The sequence below is a fragment of the Actibacterium sp. genome, from assembly GCF_055134745.1.
The window spans coordinates 1-17959 of sequence record NZ_JBSRVX010000009.1 but is presented as its reverse complement, the minus strand read 5'-3'; the positions used below and the strand labels follow the sequence as shown (position 1 = coordinate 17959).

The 17959-nt window shown below is 63.6% G+C and carries 20 protein-coding genes and 1 tRNA gene; 6 read left to right on the top strand and 15 right to left on the bottom strand.

Translation table 11 applies throughout. The features are described 5' to 3' along the window. The 7 genes from ACTCHC_RS01685 to ACTCHC_RS01655 form a co-directional block, all read right to left on the bottom strand. A partial coding sequence (locus tag ACTCHC_RS01685) for an aldehyde dehydrogenase family protein (protein ID WP_463020712.1) occupies positions 1-628 on the bottom strand: 628 nt, incomplete at its 3' end. A 50-nt stretch (positions 629-678) separates the two neighbouring features. Further along, positions 679-1785 carry a glutamate 5-kinase gene (gene proB, locus ACTCHC_RS01680; protein ID WP_463020711.1) on the bottom strand — a complete coding sequence of 369 codons (1107 nt, stop codon included), beginning with the start codon at positions 1783-1785 and terminating at the stop codon, positions 679-681. Then, entirely contained in the window at positions 1773-2810 is a 1038-nt protein-coding gene (gene obgE, locus ACTCHC_RS01675) for a GTPase ObgE (RefSeq protein ID WP_463020710.1), read from the bottom strand. Before obgE ends, proB begins: the two co-directional genes overlap by 13 nt. A gap of 140 nt (positions 2811-2950) precedes the next feature. Continuing rightward, entirely contained in the window at positions 2951-3490 is a 540-nt protein-coding gene (locus ACTCHC_RS01670) for a GNAT family N-acetyltransferase (protein ID WP_463020709.1), read from the bottom strand. Between the two features lie 270 nt (positions 3491-3760). Further along, positions 3761-4030, bottom strand: a complete 270-nt coding sequence (gene rpmA / locus ACTCHC_RS01665; RefSeq protein ID WP_463020708.1) for a 50S ribosomal protein L27 — start codon at positions 4028-4030, stop codon at positions 3761-3763. Positions 4031-4036: 6 nt separating this feature from the next. Next, on the bottom strand, positions 4037-4666 hold the full coding sequence (locus tag ACTCHC_RS01660) for a 50S ribosomal protein L21 (protein WP_463020707.1): 630 nt from the start codon (positions 4664-4666) through the stop codon (positions 4037-4039). A gap of 205 nt (positions 4667-4871) precedes the next feature. Continuing rightward, positions 4872-5696: a DUF2059 domain-containing protein gene (locus ACTCHC_RS01655; RefSeq protein ID WP_463020706.1), complete on the bottom strand. Its 825-nt coding sequence runs from the start codon at positions 5694-5696 to the stop codon at positions 4872-4874. Between the two features lie 262 nt (positions 5697-5958). On the opposite strand from ACTCHC_RS01655, the gene ACTCHC_RS01650 reads away from it, so the two are divergent. Beyond that, positions 5959-6048: transfer RNA gene (locus ACTCHC_RS01650), tRNA-Ser, on the top strand. Between the two features lie 194 nt (positions 6049-6242). Continuing rightward, entirely contained in the window at positions 6243-6842 is a 600-nt protein-coding gene (locus tag ACTCHC_RS01645; RefSeq protein WP_463020705.1) for a lysozyme inhibitor LprI family protein, read from the top strand. A gap of 257 nt (positions 6843-7099) precedes the next feature. On the opposite strand, the gene ACTCHC_RS01640 is transcribed toward ACTCHC_RS01645, so the two are convergent. The 3 genes from ACTCHC_RS01640 to ACTCHC_RS01630 all read right to left on the bottom strand — a co-directional run bounded on the left by ACTCHC_RS01640 (position 7100) and on the right by ACTCHC_RS01630 (position 9628). Next, positions 7100-8938, bottom strand: a complete 1839-nt coding sequence (locus tag ACTCHC_RS01640; protein ID WP_463020704.1) for an enoyl-CoA hydratase-related protein — start codon at positions 8936-8938, stop codon at positions 7100-7102. 132 nt (positions 8939-9070) lie between these two features. After that, entirely contained in the window at positions 9071-9283 is a 213-nt protein-coding gene (locus tag ACTCHC_RS01635) for a hypothetical protein (protein WP_463020703.1), read from the bottom strand. Positions 9284-9310: 27 nt separating this feature from the next. Then, the gene (locus ACTCHC_RS01630) at positions 9311-9628 is read right to left on the bottom strand and encodes a TraR/DksA family transcriptional regulator (RefSeq protein ID WP_463020702.1); all 318 of its coding nucleotides are present in this window, start codon (positions 9626-9628) and stop codon (positions 9311-9313) included. Between the two features lie 144 nt (positions 9629-9772). Here ACTCHC_RS01630 and ACTCHC_RS01625 point away from each other — a divergent pair, with 144 nt between their 5' ends. The 3 genes from ACTCHC_RS01625 to ACTCHC_RS01615 are packed head-to-tail and all read left to right on the top strand — an operon-like array spanning position 9773 to position 11530. Next, entirely contained in the window at positions 9773-10636 is an 864-nt protein-coding gene (locus ACTCHC_RS01625; protein ID WP_463020701.1) for an MBL fold metallo-hydrolase, read from the top strand. A gap of 40 nt (positions 10637-10676) precedes the next feature. Then, a complete protein-coding gene (locus ACTCHC_RS01620; RefSeq protein ID WP_463020714.1) occupies positions 10677-11102 on the top strand; it encodes a YeeE/YedE family protein in 426 nt (141 codons plus the stop codon). Next, the gene (locus tag ACTCHC_RS01615) at positions 11102-11530 is read left to right on the top strand and encodes a DUF6691 family protein (protein WP_463020700.1); all 429 of its coding nucleotides are present in this window, start codon (positions 11102-11104) and stop codon (positions 11528-11530) included. Before ACTCHC_RS01620 ends, ACTCHC_RS01615 begins: the two co-directional genes overlap by 1 nt. On the opposite strand, the gene ACTCHC_RS01610 is transcribed toward ACTCHC_RS01615, so the two are convergent. From ACTCHC_RS01610 to ACTCHC_RS01590, 5 genes are all read right to left on the bottom strand, one after another. Beyond that, positions 11527-12465, bottom strand: a complete 939-nt coding sequence (locus tag ACTCHC_RS01610; RefSeq protein ID WP_463020699.1) for a FliM/FliN family flagellar motor switch protein — start codon at positions 12463-12465, stop codon at positions 11527-11529. The two genes, ACTCHC_RS01615 and ACTCHC_RS01610, sit on opposite strands and share 4 nt — an antisense overlap. 54 nt (positions 12466-12519) lie before the next feature. After that, entirely contained in the window at positions 12520-15189 is a 2670-nt protein-coding gene (locus ACTCHC_RS01605; protein ID WP_463020713.1) for an ATP-binding protein, read from the bottom strand. Further along, positions 15189-15455 (bottom strand): hypothetical protein, encoded by a 267-nt coding sequence (locus ACTCHC_RS01600; protein WP_463020698.1) that lies wholly within the window; start codon positions 15453-15455, stop codon positions 15189-15191. Before ACTCHC_RS01600 ends, ACTCHC_RS01605 begins: the two co-directional genes overlap by 1 nt. Further along, positions 15452-15820, bottom strand: coding sequence for a response regulator transcription factor (locus ACTCHC_RS01595; protein WP_463020697.1), 369 nt, complete (start codon positions 15818-15820; stop codon positions 15452-15454). Before ACTCHC_RS01595 ends, ACTCHC_RS01600 begins: the two co-directional genes overlap by 4 nt. 199 nt (positions 15821-16019) lie before the next feature. Further along, on the bottom strand, positions 16020-17309 hold the full coding sequence (locus ACTCHC_RS01590) for a short-chain fatty acyl-CoA regulator family protein (RefSeq protein ID WP_463020696.1): 1290 nt from the start codon (positions 17307-17309) through the stop codon (positions 16020-16022). Positions 17310-17527: 218 nt separating this feature from the next. Here ACTCHC_RS01590 and ACTCHC_RS01585 point away from each other — a divergent pair. Further along, positions 17528-17959, top strand: a 432-nt coding sequence (locus tag ACTCHC_RS01585) for an ABC transporter substrate-binding protein (RefSeq protein ID WP_463020695.1), incomplete at its 3' end; no start/stop codon positions are given.

The following is a 17959-nucleotide window of genomic DNA, read 5'->3' as shown; positions in this document are numbered from 1 at the left end:
CGCGCGGCACGATCACGTCGATATATTGCGTCGCGCGCAGCATTTCCGACACCGCCGCCCGGTCGCGCGTCGGCACCAGCTGGATCGCATCCACCGGCAACCCGGCCTGTTTCAGCCCCGCAACCATGCAGTCATGGATCAGCGCGCTGGAATGAAAACTTTCCGACCCGCCGCGCAAAATCACCGCATTGCCCGATTTCAGGCACAGCGCGCCCGCATCCGCCGTCACATTGGGGCGGCTTTCATAAATCACACCAATCACGCCCAGCGGCGTGCGCACCCGGCGAATATTCAACCCCGAGGGCATATTCCAATCGGCGATGACCTGCCCCACCGGATCGTCCTGTGCCGCCACGGCGCGCAAGCCATCCACGATACCGCGAATACGGCCCTCGTCCAGCGCCAGCCGGTCCATCATCGCCGGGCTCAGCCCCTTGTCGGCGCCAAAGGCCTGATCTTTTGCATTGGCGGCGATGATCTCGGCCCGCCGGGCCCATACCATATCGCCCGCCGCCAGCAGCGCCGCCGCCTTGCGCCCGGAATCGGCCCAGGCCAGTTCAGCCGCCGCCGCCCGCGCGCGCGCGCCGATATCTGCCATCATCGCAGGAATATCGTTCATGTCTTTCATCGCCCGGCCCTTCTTCTTGGCCCAAATACTCGCGCCGCAGGCATCCGCGCTCAAATCACCATATCGTCGCGATGGATAAGCGCGGCCCGCCCCGGATAGCCCAGAATGGCCTGAATGTCACGCGACTGACAGCCCTTGATCGCCTTGACCTCGGCGGCGGTATAGCGCGTCAGCCCCTTGCCCAGCACCGCCCCGCCCGCATCGACGATCGCCACCGGATCGCCCCGCCCGAACGTGCCGGAAACCCCGGTCACACCGGCAGGCAACAGCGACTTGCCGCGATGCAACGCGCCCGCGGCGCCTGCATCGACGATGATCTCGCCCCGCGTCTTCATCGCGGCGATCCAACGCTTGCGCGCCGTTTGCGGGTCGTCCTTGGGCAGGAACCATGTGGCATTGGCCCCGGCGGCCAGGGCGGCCAGCGGGTTCATCACCGCACCCTGGGTGATGGCCATGGCACAACCCGCGCCGGTAGCGGTCTTGGCCGCGATCAGCTTGGTCTTCATGCCGCCGCGTGACAGGGCCGATGCGGCATCGCCCGCCATCGCCTCAATCTGCGGCGTGATGTCCTCGATCACATCGAACCGGCGCGCGGCGGGGTCCAGCGCCGGGCTGGCGGTATAGAACCCGTCCACATCCGACAGCAGCACCAGCTGATCTGCGCCCACCGTCACCGCCACCTGCGCGGCCAGCCGGTCATTGTCGCCAAAGCGGATCTCGTCTGTGGCGATGGTGTCGTTTTCATTCACGATCGGCACCACGCCAAAGCTGACCAGTTGTTCCATCGTATTGCGCGAATTCAGATAGCGGCGCCGGTCGGTGGTGTCTTCCAGTGTCATCAGCACCTGACCGGTTACGATGCCAAAGGGGGCCAGAACCTCTTCATAGGCGCGTGCCAGCCGGATCTGCCCGACAGCCGCCGCCGCCTGCGACTGTTCCAGCGCCAGCGGCCCCGCGGGCAGGCGCAGCACCGCGCGGCCCAATGCGATCGACCCAGACGACACCAGAATGACATCGGTGCCACGACCCTTGATTTCGGCCACATCGGCGGCCAGCGCCGCCAGCCAGTCGGATCGCAGCGCGCCGGTGTCGCGATCGACCAGAAGGGCCGACCCGATCTTGACCACCAGCCGCTTCGCCGCCGTCAGGGATGCCATTTCTCGGGCTCCTGCGACGCCGCTTTCATCCGCAGCCTGTCTTGTGAGATCTGCGCCCGCAAGGCGCGCAGCACCTCGGTCACGCCTTCGCCGGTGACGCCCGACATCATCAGCACCTGCCCCGCCGCCACCGCCTGCAACTGCGCCAGCTTGTCAGTGCGCTCGTCGTCATCCAGTGCGTCGATCTTGTTCAGCACCGTCACGCGCGGCTTGTCGGCCAGATGGCCGCCATAGGCCTCCAGCTCGGCAACGATGGTCTGGCAATCCTGCGCGACATCTTCGGATGTGCCATCGACCAGATGCAGCAGCACCGCGCAGCGTTCGACATGGCCCAGAAACTGGGTGCCCAGACCATAGCCCAGATGCGCGCCCTCGATCAGGCCGGGAATATCGGCGATGACGAATTCGGCGCCGTCGACACCGACCACCCCCAGATTGGGGTGCAGCGTGGTAAAGGGATAATCGGCGATCTTGGGGCGGGCGTTCGACGTGGCCGCCAGAAAGGTCGATTTGCCGGCATTGGGCAGGCCCAGCAACCCGGCATCGGCGATCAGCTTCAGCCGCAGCCAGATCGTGCGTTCGACGCCTTCCTGCCCCGGATTGGCCCGGCGCGGTGCCTGATTGACCGAGGTCTTGAAATGCGCGTTGCCAAAGCCGCCATTGCCGCCCTTGGCCAACAGCACGCGCTGGCCCAGTTCGGTCATGTCGGCCAGAACGGTTTCCTCGTCTTCATCCAGAATTTCGGTGCCCACGGGCACGCGCAGGATGATATCGTCGCCATCCTTGCCGGTGCGCTGCTGGCCGGCGCCGCCCTGCCCGTTCTGGGCAAAGAAATGCTGCTGATAGCGAAAGTCGATCAGCGTGTTCAGCCCGTCAACCGCCACCGCCCAGACATCGCCGCCACAGCCGCCATCGCCACCATTGGGCCCGCCGAATTCCACGAACTTCTCGCGCCGGAAACTGACACAGCCGCCGCCACCGCTGCCCGAGCGGATATACACTTTGGCTAGGTCAAGAAATTTCATCGCACTGTGGCCTTTGGCTGGGTCGATTGTCGATAGACCCAATGCGGCGCGGTCTCAAGCCCCTTCGCAGGGGCCATGCGGGCCTGGAAGGGGTCTGTGGCGCGGTCGAACGGGGCCCAACCGGGCCCGCGTCAACGCCGTCAGGTCAGCTTTTTCAGATAGGTCCAGGTCGCGACCTTGGCCCCGCGCGATACGCAATAGGCCTCGGCATCGCCGATATATTCGAAGCCTGCATTGGTCAGCACGCGGGCCGAACCGGGATTGTCCTGAAACACTTCGGCAAAGATGGTTTTCGCGCCCTGCGGATTGGCGGCCAGCAAGGCCCCGACGGCCTGCGACGCGATGCCGGTATTCCAGAAGGCGGGCGCCACCCAATATCCGATTTCGGACTGGTCACGCTCCATCCGCTCCAGGCCGATCACGCCCAGAACTTCTGACAGGCCGTGATCCGATCCATCCATGACCCAGATATCTTCGGCACGGGTATCGGACTGGGCGCGGGCAACGAAGGCCTCTGTCGCGCCGGGCGGCAGGGGATGCGGGATCGAACGGGTGAAACGCGCCACCCGCAAATCGCCGGCATACATGTTCAACAATCCGGCATCGGATTTGCGCACCGGGCGCAGGTTGAACCGTTCCGTGGCAATAACCGGCTGGTTCACGATCGAATCCATCTTCATGCCTTCCCTCCTCTGAAAAGCATATAGGGGCGCGATACGGTTTTAGGCCGCAAAAGCGCCGATAAAACGGTCCCGCCATGGCGGGAAACCGGCACCCTGTCCACCGAGATGGGGACAATGCGCGCATCGGGCAAGTGAGTCACGCCCGTTCCTGCAAGCCCCGGCCCCGCAAACGCGGCCTTATGCTGGCCCATATCAGGCACCTGTTAACAAATACAAAAGGGGACCGGCATTTCACCGATCCCCATATTCTTTACCAAGGGTTTCGGCTTACTCTGCGGCCTCCGCCACCGGGAGAACCGAAATAAAGGTGCGGCCTTTCAGGCCTTTGTGAAAGCTCACGGCGCCTTCGGCGACGGCGAACAGGGTGTGATCCTTGCCCATGCCGACATTTTCGCCCGGCCACCATTTCGTGCCGCGCTGACGCACCAGGATATTGCCCGGAATCACGGCTTCGCCACCGAATTTCTTGACGCCCAGACGGCGTCCGGCAGAGTCGCGACCGTTGCGGGATGAACCGCCTGCTTTTTTGTGTGCCATCTGTTGTTACTCCTGTTCTTTGACCAGCGCCGCAGCCTGCGCGATCCAGCCCTCACGCTCGATCCGGCCTTTGAACGACAGTTTTTCGTCCATCTCGGCCACATCGGCATCGGTCCAGGCCGCGATCTGGGCGAAAGTGGTCACGCCGTTTTCGTGCAGCTTTTTCTCAAGTGCGGGGCCGACGCCCGACAGCACCTTCAGATCATCCGCGCCTGCGGCTGCCTTGGGGGCGGCCTTCCTGGCGGCTTTTTTCGGCGCGGCGACCGGGGCAGCAGCAGCGGCGGGGGCAGAGGCGGCACCGATCGCAGCCTTGATGCCCGATGCGTCTGCACCCGTTTCCAGAATGTCGGTCACGCGCAACAGCGTCAGCTGCTGGCGGTGGCCCTTGGTGCGCTGGCTGGAATGTTTCCGGCGGCGCTTGACGTAATGGATGACTTTCTCACCCTTGATCTGGTCGATCACCTCGGCCTGCACGGCCGCACCGGCGATCATGGGCGTGCCGACCTGGCCCCCCACCATCAGAATCTCGTTGAACTGAACTTTTTCACCTGCGGCAGCGGCCAGTTTTTCCACGCGAAGCACATCGCCGGACTGAACCTTGTATTGCTTGCCACCGGTCTTGAGGACCGCAAACATCGTATCTTCCTTTTTACACCGCGTCCTGCGGCCCCGCTTGCGCGGCGTTCGGTGCCAATGGCGCCTTCGGACAGCGCGCCCCGATTCGAGGGCGTGATTGGATCATGGCCCTGCGGCACATGTATTATATGACGACTCCGAAAAGCCGCGCCTTTCAGAGAGTGCGGCTTATCCGCGATCCCCGGCGCCAAGTCAAGTGCCGTGCTCAGATATCCTGCCCCAGCATGAACTGCGCGGCCCCCTGCCCCAGATCATGGGAAATCCCCACCAGCAGCACGTCGAAGGCCGCGAACATCGCCCGGTTCAGCGCCTGCCCGCCGGGTGTTTCGGACAGGTCGATATAGGCGCCCAGATCCTCATCGGACAGCGGGTCATAGGCCAGCATCAGATAGCTGGCCAGCCAGTCGCCGGTATCGGCGCGCAACTCGTCCTCTTGGGCCCAGACCATGTCCAGCAAATCGCCCTCGGACAGGTCGGATGGCATCGCCCCGCCCGCCGCCAGACCCGAATAAAAGGCAAGATTGGCGTTCATCGCGCCGGTTACGTTCATCTCGATCAGGTCATTTGCGCGGGAAAACCGGCTCAGCAGCGCCAGGCGCGGATCACGATCGGCCTGCATGTCTTCCAGCCGGTCCTGCGCGGCCTGTTCCAGCGCCGGGTCCATCAGGGCGCGCCGCGCCGCCAGTTCCAGCTTGATGATCCGCGCGCCCCTGTCCGAGGTCAGGAATGCGATCAGCGGCGTCAGATCGGTATCGGCCAGTCCGGCCTGCATTTCATCAGACATCACAATCTGCATCTGCGCCGGATCATAGATCGCGGCGACCATCTGCGCCCAGCGCGCCCCGCCACGGCCCGCGAACATCGTCTGCTCCATGGTCTTGCCATGCTCGGCGCCCTCTTCGGCCATGATCTGCATCAGCTCTTCCATCCGCAGCGCCGACAGCAGCGTTTGCAACTGCTCTGGCGTGCCGGCCCGCAGGGGCGACGCCAGCAGCACGATCAGGAATATGTATCGAAGGGACTTGAACATGTGGCACCCCGGATTGGCCGGCGCATCGCGCCTGCGTCATAACCTAGGCCCGGCCCGGCCTGAATCCAAGTTGGTTGCGGCGCAAACGGGCGATGACGGCGGAATAATGTCGCATATCCTGCGTCCCGGCCCGCCAGCGGCACCGCCTGACACCACACTCCGCCGGATCGCAGCCCGATCATTCTTCGCGCCCCGGGTGAAAAATACCGGTTGCACCGCCGCGCGGTTGGCACTAAATCCCGCGCTCACGACCCACCAGCGCGGAGAGGTGCCGGAGTGGTCGAACGGGGCGGTCTCGAAAACCGTTGAGCCTGCAAGGGTTCCCAGGGTTCGAATCCCTGTCTCTCCGCCACTTGCCCTTTGAAATTATTCAATGAATTCCAGATCAGGGATTTCTATTGCCAATCTAGTGACGGTTTTTGCGCGATCGGTTGCGGGCTGCATGCTTTCCGGTCCGCATTTATGATCCGCCAATAGGCATTAGACGCGGATTGTACGACGCAATGACTTTCCATAGGTTTACTCAAATCAATGTGGGGAATAGTTATGGAATGGCTTGTCGGCTTCCTCCTTGGGTTTGTAGCGGACCTGTTTCGCTCGGTATTCATGCCCGCCAGCACCGAATGGATTAACCGCTTCATCCCCGCCGCTCGCAGAAAAGCGAATATCGAAGAAAATATTCTGACTTTAGAAATCATGGACAGATTGAAAACGCTAGGAAAAGACCCGAACCTAGCAAAACACGCTCGCGACGACGCTGCACAATTCTTAAGTGTGCTCACAAGTCAGCAAGAAGCGTTTGTCGAAAATGCTGTCGAAATTATTGATAGCACATATATGACCCAAGCCGAAATGAACATGGAAGCGGACCGCCGCGCCGATGTGGCACAACAACAGATGGAACGCGCCATAATCGCTTTGAAACGGTCAGGTTGGATGGAAACGCCGCAAATTTCGATATTGGAAAAGACGCAATCCATTTGGGAAGCCTATGCGAAATCACAGGCGGAATTTGCCGCAACAGAGTTTGAAGACGGATCAATGGCACCGCTTGTCTATGCAAGCCAATTAGAGTCAGTCACAATTAGTCGGATAGGCGAACTAAATCGAATGCTTCAAGAAATGAAAGAACGCTACAGCGACTAGCTAGCAATACGACACCCCCCGCTTCGCAGCGACCATTGCAGTCAGCTTGCAAATTGGCCCCTGGACGACCTTGGAAACAGATTTCGGGGCTACCCACAATCAAGTGGGCGGCGTCGGCGTCAACACCCGCAGAAACAGCCCCTTGGCGCAGGGTTTGCCCTTGCGCGGCACGATCCAACTGACGGCAGGCAAGCCTCGCAGCGGGTCGCAACTCGCAGCTGCTGACAACCAAACGGTATGCCCACCCTATCCGCGCCTTAGCGCGGGTCGAGATCGCCGAATTTGCGGCCGTTCTTGATCAGGTCGTCGAACAGTTGTGAAGGGGTCCAGAATTCGGGGTTTTCGTCGCTGAAGGCGCGCAGGGTGTTGCGCAGGCGCAAAAGGCCGATCTGGTCGGCCATCAGCATCGGCCCGCCCAGCCAGGCGGGAAAGCCGTATCCGTGCACCAGCACCAGGTCGATATCGGATGGGTGGCGGGCTATGCCGGCCTCGACCAGCAGCGCCCCGGCATTTGCCATACCCGCGACGCAGCGCAGCCAGATATCTTCGGTGGAAAAGCCGCGTCCTTGCGCAGCGGCCGGTTCCGACAGGAAGGCCGCGATCGGCGCGCGGGACATTCCGTGGCCCTTGAGGACGGATTCGATCATGTCGGGGTTGCAGCCCTGGGCCACAAGGTCGCGGATCACCCAGCCCAGCGCGCCCCAAATCGCCGACCCTATTCCGCCATCGGCTGCCTCGCTGACCACCGGCACCCGACGGGCGCGACGCAGGAAATCGGTGATCAGGCCCAATGCCGCGGGCGGGGTCTGGGGGCCGGTCAGAACCTCGGTCAGGCGTCCCGCGGGATCGCCCCCTTCCAGAAGGATGACAGCCTCTGGCGGCAGGGCGGGTGCCAGGATATCAGGCGTGGCCATTTGCGCGACAACCGCGAAGGCGGCCCCCCGCGCGCGATGTTCGGCGGCCTGCGTCCACACGACATCGCCTGCCAGAACCAGATCGGCGCGCGCCAGCCCCGCGACGCCGGTTTCGATATCAAGCCGGGCCAGGCGCATGTCGCGCTGTTCGGGCGACAGGGCCCGGCCGGCGACAGCTTTGTCGTAACCGGCAATCACCTCTTCGCCGGTGGCCGCCGCCAGCAGCGGATCGGGCGCGGCCAGCGCCACGGTCGCCCCTATGTCCAGCCCGGCGCGCACCCAGCGGGCATCGACCCCGTCAACAGCCAGATGCGCCATGGGGCGGGACGTGTGCGCGCGTGCCAGGCGCTGTTCGGCGCGCGTCAGATAGCGCAGCGCGATCGAGGCATCCGAGGCCAGACAATCGGCAAAGGCGGTGGCCTCGAACTCCAGCGCGGCGGCGGGGGTCAGCAGTTGCGCGGCCTCGACGCAATCGACGATATGGCGCGGCGCCACGGTCGCATGTGCGGAAAGCCGGTCACGCTGTTGCGCGACGGCCCGCTGATAGGCCGCCCCGTCCCGCAACCATTCATTCCGCTGCAAGGTCGGGCGCGGGCCGCCCCCTTGGTCGATCAGGTGGCGGGCAAAGACCATGGCCGCATCGTCGATATGCCCCTCGGCCAGGCGATCGACCAGACCAAGGCGCAGGGCTTCGGCGGCACCGATCGCCTGACCGCCAAGCATCATCTGCAACGCCGCCGACGGGCCGATCAGCCGCGCCAGCCGGATGGTGCCGCCAGCCTGCGGCATCAGCCCCAGCCGAATCTCGGGCGCGGCGAAATAACTGTCTGAACCGGCCAGCCGGTAATGCGCGGCCAGCGCCAGTTCCAGCCCCGCCGACAGGGCGCTGCCCGACAGCGCGATGATGACCGGCACGGGCATATCCTCTATCCTGTTGGCCAGACCGGCCAGGCTGGGCGCCTCGGCCATCTCTTCGGGCCGGGCCAGGCCAAAGCCCGGCGCAAGGTCACGCCGCCCCACCAGCAAGACCACGGCCCGCGCCGCGGGAAGGGCCGCCGCCCGTTTGAATGCAGCAGCCAGTGCCGCACGCTGGGGCTGGGTCAGAACCGTTTCCGGCGGCCCGTTCAGCAGAATGCGGACGATCCCGTCATCCGATATCTCTGATTGCACAAACTCGCCCATGGCACCCCGGATCCTGTCGCCTGTGCCGGGCGTGCAAAACCTGCAGCGTTCCCCGGCACGAGTGCCACCATTTGTATCCGCAGCGAAACAAATCGCAATAGCTTGCATGCCTTTCGGCAGATTGGAATTGGTCTAGACCGGCATATCGTCGAACAAATCGTCCGAGTCATCGTCTTCGAGGGCGTCTTCAAGCGCGAGAATATCGTTTGGCACCACCAGGCCAAGCGATCGCATTTCCGATATCTTCTCTCGCAGTTGTTCCTGCAGAATATGCCGGTCTTCAGGGCGCTTTTCAATTTCTTCCAGAATCATGGCGATTCCGGCCTTGAGCTGTTCAAAAGCCATTCGATCCTCCTGGGGGATATGTGCCGCTCACGACGCGCAGCGGCTGCAAAAAGGCGTGGCCGGCAGAATGTCCAGTCGCTGTTCGGCGATCTGGTCGCCGCATTTCACGCAAGCACCATAGCTGCCATCCGCGATGCGGGCCAGTGCCGCCCGGATCTGTTCCATCTCGGCCAGACCCGAGGCGCCGATACCTTCCAGCACCTCGTCCTCTTCACGTTCGACGGCCAGTTCCTCCCAATCGCGCGATTGATGCGAATCCAGTTCGTCTTCGATCCCGTGCAACCGGCGATCAAGTTCGGCCAAACGGTTTTCAAGGGTTTTCCTGCGTGTTTCGATGCTGACCATGCCTGTCGCCTCCTTTATATTCGTGGCATCATCCCAGCCTGCATGAAGATTTGCCTTGATGCACATCAATTCTTTTCTTCGAAGCATTGAAACACATATAATATCTCGCATATGTTTGCAGGAACCAGCAAAAGGAGCGACCCGATGTCACCCGAAGTGAAAGCGTTTTTCGACGAAGCCACCAACACGGTGTCCTATGTGGTACGAGATCCGAATTCTGACAGTATTGCGATCGTCGATTCGGTTCTGGATTTCGACTATGCGGCGGGCCGGACCGATACCGCCTCTGCCGATGCGATCATTGCCTGGGTCAAGGAAAACAACCTCAAGACCGAATGGATTCTGGAAACCCACGTTCATGCCGATCACCTGTCGGCGGCGCCTTATCTGCAACAGCATCTGGGCGGCAAGATCGGCATCGGCGAGAATATCCGCATCGTGCAGGACACCTTTGGCAAGGTCTTCAACGAGGGCACCGAATTTCAACGCGACGGCAGCCAGTTCGACCAGTTGTTCCGCGACGGCGACAGTTTCCACATCGGTCAGTTGCGGGGCGACGTTCTGCACACGCCGGGCCATACGCCGGCCTGCCTGACCTATGTCATCGGGGATGCCGCCTTTGTGGGCGATACTCTGTTCATGCCCGATTTCGGCACGGCGCGCTGCGATTTCCCCGGCGGCTCGGCCGAAGTCATGTATGACTCGGTGCAAAAGATCCTGTCGCTGCCCGATGAGACCCGCATCTTTGTCGGCCATGATTATATGGCGCCGGGGCGCGATACCTATGCCTGGGAATCGACGGTGGGCGAGCAGAAGGCCAGGAACGTGCATGTCGGCGTCGGCAAGGACAAGAACGACTTTGTCAAGATGCGCACGGCGCGTGACGCGACACTGGACATGCCCCGCCTGATCATGCCATCGCTGCAGGTCAATATGCGTGCAGGTCGGATGCCCGAACCCGAAGACAACGGGACATCCTATCTGAAAATACCAGTGAACAAGCTGTAACAACCTTTCAACCAAGACGATTCCGGGGAGAGCAAGAGTGATTCAGACAGACTGGATCTGGGGCCTGATCGGCGGATTGCTGATCGGGTCGGGCGGGGCGGTATATCTGCTGGTCAACGGGCGGATCATGGGGGCCAGCGGCATTCTGGGCGGGCTGGTCGATGGAACCGGACGCGGCACGATATGGGAACGCGTGGCCTTTATCGCGGGCACGATCGCGATGCCATTCATCTTGTATCCGCTGTATCGGTCGGTCGATACGCATATGACCGGCAATGTCGCGGTGATCGTCATCGCCGGATTGATGGTCGGCATCGGCACGCGGCTGGCCAATGGCTGCACCTCGGGGCATGGGGTGTGCGGCATGTCGCGGCTGTCGCTGCGTGGCATTGTGGCGACCGTGTTTTATATTCTGGCGGGGGGCATCGTGATGGTTCTGTTCCGCCACTGGCTGGGGGTGATCTGATGCGCAACCTTTTCGCATTGCTGGCGGGCGCGCTGTTTGGGGCGGGGCTGTTCGTTTCGGGCATGACCGATACCGCCAAGGTTCAGGGCTGGCTGGATGTGTTCGGCGACTGGGATCCGACGCTGGCCTTCGTGATGGGCGGCGCGATCATCCCGATGGCCATCGCCTGGGTCTACAGCCGCGGACGCAAGCCGGTGCTGGGCGGTGATTTCCCGGTCTTGCCCGCCCCCGAAATCGGCCGCGATCTGGTGATCGGGTCGGTCCTGTTCGGGGCGGGCTGGGGGCTGGCGGGGCTGTGCCCCGGCCCGGCGCTGGCCTCGTTGACCTATGGCGGGTCAGGGCACTGGATATTCGCGGTGGCGATGATCGCGGGGATGCTGGCCGCCGTTCCGATCCGCCGCCGCATGGCCGCACCGGCGCCGTCCTAGGCCGTGGCGATGGCCGCGGGCGCGCCGGCCTGCGCGCCCGCGGGCGCGGATTTGCGAGTGTCAAGTTCGGTCGTGGCGGTCACGCGCACCGCGCGCGCGCCCTGCATCTGGCCCAAACGGCCCGTGGCGACCAGAACCCGGTCTGCGGTTTCGATCCGCACGCTGTCCAGCGCCTGCGGCGCGAGCGGCAGGACATCACCCACCGACAACCCCACAACCCGCGAAAGCGGCACACCGAACCGCGCCAGAACCGCATCCAGCGCGATCGGCGCGGCCAGCACCGCCGGGCGCAGGGTCATGCCGGCGCTGTCGCCCCTTGCCGCCGGCGGTGGTGCCACATCGGCCGCCAGGGGCAGGATCAGCGACATGACCCCACCATCGGGCATGCCGTCACAGACAAGCTGTATCCGCAGGACACGAAACGCCGCCCCTGACAGTGAAAACCGCAACAGGCGCGGATCGGATACAAACCCGGCATAGTGAAACCCGGCCACCGCCGGGTCGGCCCCGCCCAGTTCTGCCAGCACCCTGTCGATCAGGTCGCGCGTCAGGTCCGCATCGATGCGCGTGGGGCTGCGCGGCGCGGCGCTGCCGCCGGCCAGGGCAACGCGCCCCGCGATGCGCTGCATCACCAGCGCCTGCACCAGTGGGGCGGACAGGATCAGCAGCGCCCCAACCCCGTCGGGCCCGTCCAGCAGCACCATCAGCGCATGATCGCCGGCCAGCCCCGCCAGATCGTCAGCCGATGCCCGGCTTTCGCCCTGGCCCGTCACCCGCAATTCCAGCGCCAGTTCTTCCTGTGCCGCGCGTGCAATCGCACGGTCAAAAACCCTGTCGCCATCCACGACCGGCCGCGCCTGCGCCGGGCGCGCGGTGCCATGCCCGCCCTGCCCGATCTTGCGGCGCAGGATATCCGAATGCCCTTCTTGTGCCATAACACCCCGCGATACCGTTCCCGGCCATCTAGGCGCGAATTGGTTCACAAAGGGTTACAGCCCGCGGGGCAGGACGATGCGGAACGCCGCCCCGCCCTGCCCGGGAAGATAGGCGATCTGACCGCCAAGACGGGCGACGATCTCGCGGCAGATCGCCAGGCCCAGCCCGGCACCGCCGCCTTCGGCCCCTTCGGACAGGCGCGCGAATTTCTCGAAGATGATCACCTGACCGCGTGGCGGTATTCCGCGCCCGTTATCAATGAAATCAACCGAAACATTCACGGCATCCTGTCGCACCACGATGCGCAGTTCGGGCCGTGCGGCATCGCAATATTTGCGCGCATTGGCGATCAGGTTGATGAAGACCTGCGCCAGCCGGTCGCCATCGGTGGTCAGGATCACATCCTCGGTCTGCCTGTCGCGCCGGATGGTCAGCCGGTCAATCCCGGGCGGCATGGTCGCGGCCACGGCGCGGTCGATCAGATCACGCAGGCTGACAGGTCGCATGTTCAAATTGACCTGACCGTTTTCCAGCACGCTCAGCTCCAGCAGATCGTCCAGAAGCCGTGTCAGACGCAGGCCTTCCTCGTTGATGATGCGGGCATATTTCTGCTGCGCGGCGGGTTCCATCCCGCCCTCAGACATAAGAATTTCGGAAAACGCGCGGATCGAGGTCATCGGCGTGCGCAGTTCATGGCTGATCTGCGACAGGAAGCTGTCCTTTTGCACCGACAGTTCGGTCAGCTTGTCATTGGCATCGCGCAACTGGCGGGCGGTGCGGGTCAGTTCGGCCGATTTGGCCTCCAGCTGGCTGGAATATTCCATGATCTGCGCGGCTTCGTCCGCCACGGCCATCAGATCTTCGACCGAAACCGAGGATCGCCCGACGATCTGGCCCACCATCGCATGGGCCGTGGCCGCGCCCACCGATCCGGCCAGCGCGCGTTCCAGCGCCTCCAGAAAGGCGGGCGTGGTATCTGGCAGATATCCGGCCTTGCCCTGGCTGCGCGCGGCCTGCTGAAACAGCGTCTGGGCCTGGTCGGGGCCCAATATGCGTTGCGACATCATCAACAGGTCTTCGGCCTCGGCCGCGCCTTGCGCCCAGCCGGGCCGGGCCACCGAATGATCGAAGACATTGACAAATTGCGCGCCTTGCAGACGCTCCATCGGTGACGGGAACCCGGCCAGCGACACCGCGAAAAACGCCATGGTGTTCAGGGTCATCGACCAGAAAATCGCATGCACCAGCGGTTCCATCCCGGCAATGCCGAACAGGGCCTGCGGGCGCAGCCAGCCGATCCCCCAGGGGCCATTGGCCAGCAGGTCGGGGCCCATCACCGCGCCCGGGCCGAAACTTGGCAGGAACAATGCATAGGCCCAAACCGCAAAACCGATCAGCAGCCCGGCCACCGCTCCCCGCCGCGTGGCCCCCCGCCAGAAGATCCCGCCCAGCAGCGCCGGCAGAACCTGCGCCACACCGGTAAAGGAAATCAGCCCGATGGCCGCCAGCGCCTCTGATCCGCCGGTCAGACGGAAATACAGATAGCCCAGCACCAACACGCCGCCGATCGACACCCGCCGCGCCAGCAGAACCAGTTGCCGCAGATCGCCCGACACCGTTGCCCCGCCCTGGCGCCAGTTCAGCCACAGCGGCATCACGATATGGTTCGACACCATCGTCGACAGCGCGATCGCCGCCACGATCACCATCGAGGTGGCCGAGGAAAACCCGCCCAGAAAGGCCAGCGTCGCCAACCCTTCCTGATTGTGATGCAGCGGCAGTGTCAACACGAACAGATCGGGGTTTGCCCCAGCGGGCAGCGACGACAGGCCCATCACCGCGATAGGCAGCACGAACAGGCTCATCAGGAACAGATACAGCGGAAAGGCCCAGGATGCGGTTGCCAGATGGCGCTCGTCGGCATTTTCAACCACCAGCACCTGAAACATGCGCGGCAGGGTCAGGATGGCCGCTGCCGACAGCCCCGTCAGCGCGACCCAGCGCGCCGGCAGCAGCCGCGTTTCGGCAATCGGCGAGGCGGCGATGCGCTGGGCCATGTCCAGCGGTCCGGTGGCCAGCCCCCAGACGACGAAGACCCCAACCGCCAGCAGCGCAACCAGCTTGACCACCGCCTCGACGGCAATTGCGGTGACGACGCCATGATGACGTTCATTGGCATCCAGATTGCGGGTGCCGAACAGGATGGTGAACAGCGCCAGACCCGCGGCCACCCATAACGCGGTCGCGTTCAGGTCGGTCGAGGCATCCAGCCCTCCGGCCTGCGCGAATACCGAAAACGACAATGTCACCGATTGCAACTGCAAGGCGATATAGGGGGTGGTGCCCACCACGGCCAACAAGGTCACGATCACGCCCAGCGCATTCGATTTGCCATAGCGCGACGAGATCAGATCGGCGATCGAGGTGATCCGCTGGGTCTTGCCGATGCGCACCAGTTTGCGCAGCACCCACCACCAGCCGACCAGAACCAGTGTCGGACCCAGATAGATCGTAACAAATTCCAGCCCCGAGCGCGCGGCATATCCCACCGCGCCGTAAAAGGTCCAGGCCGTACAATAGACCGACAGCGACAGCGTATAGACCATGGGCGAGCGCAGCCAGCCCTCGCGCCCGCGCGCTGCGCGGCGTTCGGCCACGAAGGCCACCACGAACAGCCCCGCCACATAGGCGATACAGACCGCCACCAGCATGTTGAACGCAATCAACGCGGTTCTCCGGTATCGCCCGGTTCTTGCGCGGCGCGGCTCAGACGGCGCGACAGCAGGGCGGCACAGATGACCAGTCCAAGCCAGGACAGGAAGATGAACAGCATTTGCGGCATCAACTGCCCCTGCCCGCCCGACTGGCGCAACAGCGGCAAGACGAACAGCAACAGCCCCAGCACCGGCAGCAGCCGCGACATATCCATCATCCGCCGGGTGCGGTAATTCTGGCGTTCCAGAAACAGCGGGCGCGGCGGCGGTTTCACGGGCCGACCAGGGCGCGCACCGTTTCCAGCACCTCGGCATTGGAAAACGGTTTTGTCATGAAACGGCTGACGCCCAGCCGTTCCGCCAGTTCACGGTCGCGCGCCTGCCCCTTTGCGGTCAGCATCAGAACCGGCAGATTTTCGGTATCGGCGCCCGCGCGCAGATCGCGCAGGATATCAAAGCCGCTGCGCCCGGGCAGCATCACATCCAGTATCACCAGATCGGGCCGTTGTTCGCGAACGGCCTGCAGCGCTGTTCCCCCGTTGGAATGGGTTCTGACCGACCAGCCGTCGCGCGATAATATGAACCGGATGGCCTCGCTGATATTCGGCTCATCCTCGATCAGAAGGACATCACGGCCCATCTGTCTCCCCCCATTTTTGCAGCTTATTGTTCTTGTTGCGCCGACTATTGCCGACAACAGGGGCCAAGTCAAAATTTACGCGTTGGCCGAGTATTTTCGCCAAGGTGATGACAGACGGCCTGTTCCTGTCACCTTGGCCGAAATACTCTTCTATCCGGGCCGCAGGCACGGATACACTTGGCCACGACCGCACCCGGGCTCACAGCCCGCCGGCCAGGATCGAAGGCTCGCGCCGCGCGGTGCAGTCGACGCGCGGGCAGATGCGGCAACTGATTCCGATGGGCCGGGCCGGGCCTTCGGCGGCGGCAGGACGAATGAGCATGGCCGATTGCAGCACCGGCGGCGCGTCAAAGGCACCCGGCGCCACCGGCTGACAGATAGCGAAGGTCTGGAAATACCGGGGCGGGCTGGCGGGTTGTTCGACCAGCGCCCGCACCGGCATACCCGGCTGGGACAGCGCCTGATACAATGGCCAAAGCGGGCAGGACGCCCCGAAACGGGGCAAGGTAAAGCCGGGCAATGGCTTGCGAAAGACAAGCGTGCCCGAGGCATCGCAGATGGCCAGCCCCACCTCGTCGGCGGTTGTGGCGGCCAGGCAGGCCAGACGGCGAAACACGGTGATGGCGTCGATGGCGAAGTGATTTGCCAGAAGGCCGGGATCAGGGGTCTGACGTGCCGCATCGGTAAAAGCCTGCGCCGGCAACCGGCGCGCATCGGCATGGTATTGCGCCAGCCAGGCCCCGGCCATCGCGCGCGCCGGCGCGCTGGCCAGCTGGGGGGCGGCGGCGATCAGCGCATCAATATCGGCCGGCCTGTCCGACTCCAGTTCGGGAAAGTGAAAGTCACGCGCCGCCACAAAGGCGTCCAGCTCATCCTGGGGGGTTCCCGGGCGGTCTTGCCGCTGTTCGCTGTCCAGATAATTGACCAGCGCCTGCGCCCCGCCGGTGACACGGCGGCTGTCCTCGCGCAGGTTGCGCAGGAAACGGGCCTGCCAGTCGCGGTCCAGATCGGTGGTATCGGTCAGGATGGCGGCGGTCGACCGGATCGCGGTGACCGCCGACAGCAGATCATGCAGCGCGGCAGAAACGAGCGGGTCATGCGTCAGCCGGTCGGACAGGGTTTCGACCATTCGTTCCAGTTCCGCCACCCTTTGGTACCGATCGGCCAGCAATCCGGCCCAGCCGGGAAAGCGGCGTGCGAAATCCTCGGCCAATGGCAGTTCGGGCTGCAGGTCTTGCGCGCGTGCGGCCGCCATGCGCAGCCATTCCAGCAAGGCGGCATCCGCGCCTTCGGTCAATGCCGCCGGATCGACCCCCAGCGCATCCGCCAGCGCCAGCACCAGCTTGCCGCCGATTCTGCGCCGGTTGTGTTCGATCAGATTCAGATAGGATGCCGATATGCCCGCCCTGCCCGCCAGATCCGCCTGGCGCATTCCCTGCGCGATCCGCCTTTCGCGGATTCGCGTTCCCGTCAAAGCGCTGCGCGGCATATGCAAAACCCCACTGTTTCCAAGGCCTTTCTGCGGTTGCGCGAGAATTTATTTACAGTTTCCGCAATTGCATTGTGTATATATTTACAAAATTATTGTTTTAATGAAAGCATTTATTGCGTTTTTTTCTAATTTTTTCGGATAATGGCGCCACGTTGTAAAGGATCTGGACCGCGCAGAGGAGGCGGGGGACAGCATCCAGAAAATGGGAGGAATCCATGTCCAACTCTAACCTGACACGTCGGGGGATGCTGAAGACCGGCGCGGTTGCCGGGGCTGGCCTTGCCCTGCCGACGATCTTTACCGCGTCCTCGGCCGCGGCCTTTACCAATGCGCCCACGGGCGGCACCGTGACGCTGGGCTTCAACGTGCCGCAGACCGGCCCCTATGCGGATGAGGGCGCGGACGAGCTGCGCGCGTTTCAGCTGGCGGTCGAGCATCTGAACGGCGAAGGCGATGGCGGCTGCCTGAACACGTTCTCGTCCAAGGCGCTGCAGGGCAACGGCATTCTGGGCAAGAAGGTCGCCTATGTCACCGGCGACACCCAGACCAAATCGGATGCCGCACGCGCCAGCGCCAAGTCGATGATCGAAAAAGACGGCGCCATCATGATTTCGGGCGGTTCCAGTTCCGGCGTGGCCGTGAGATCA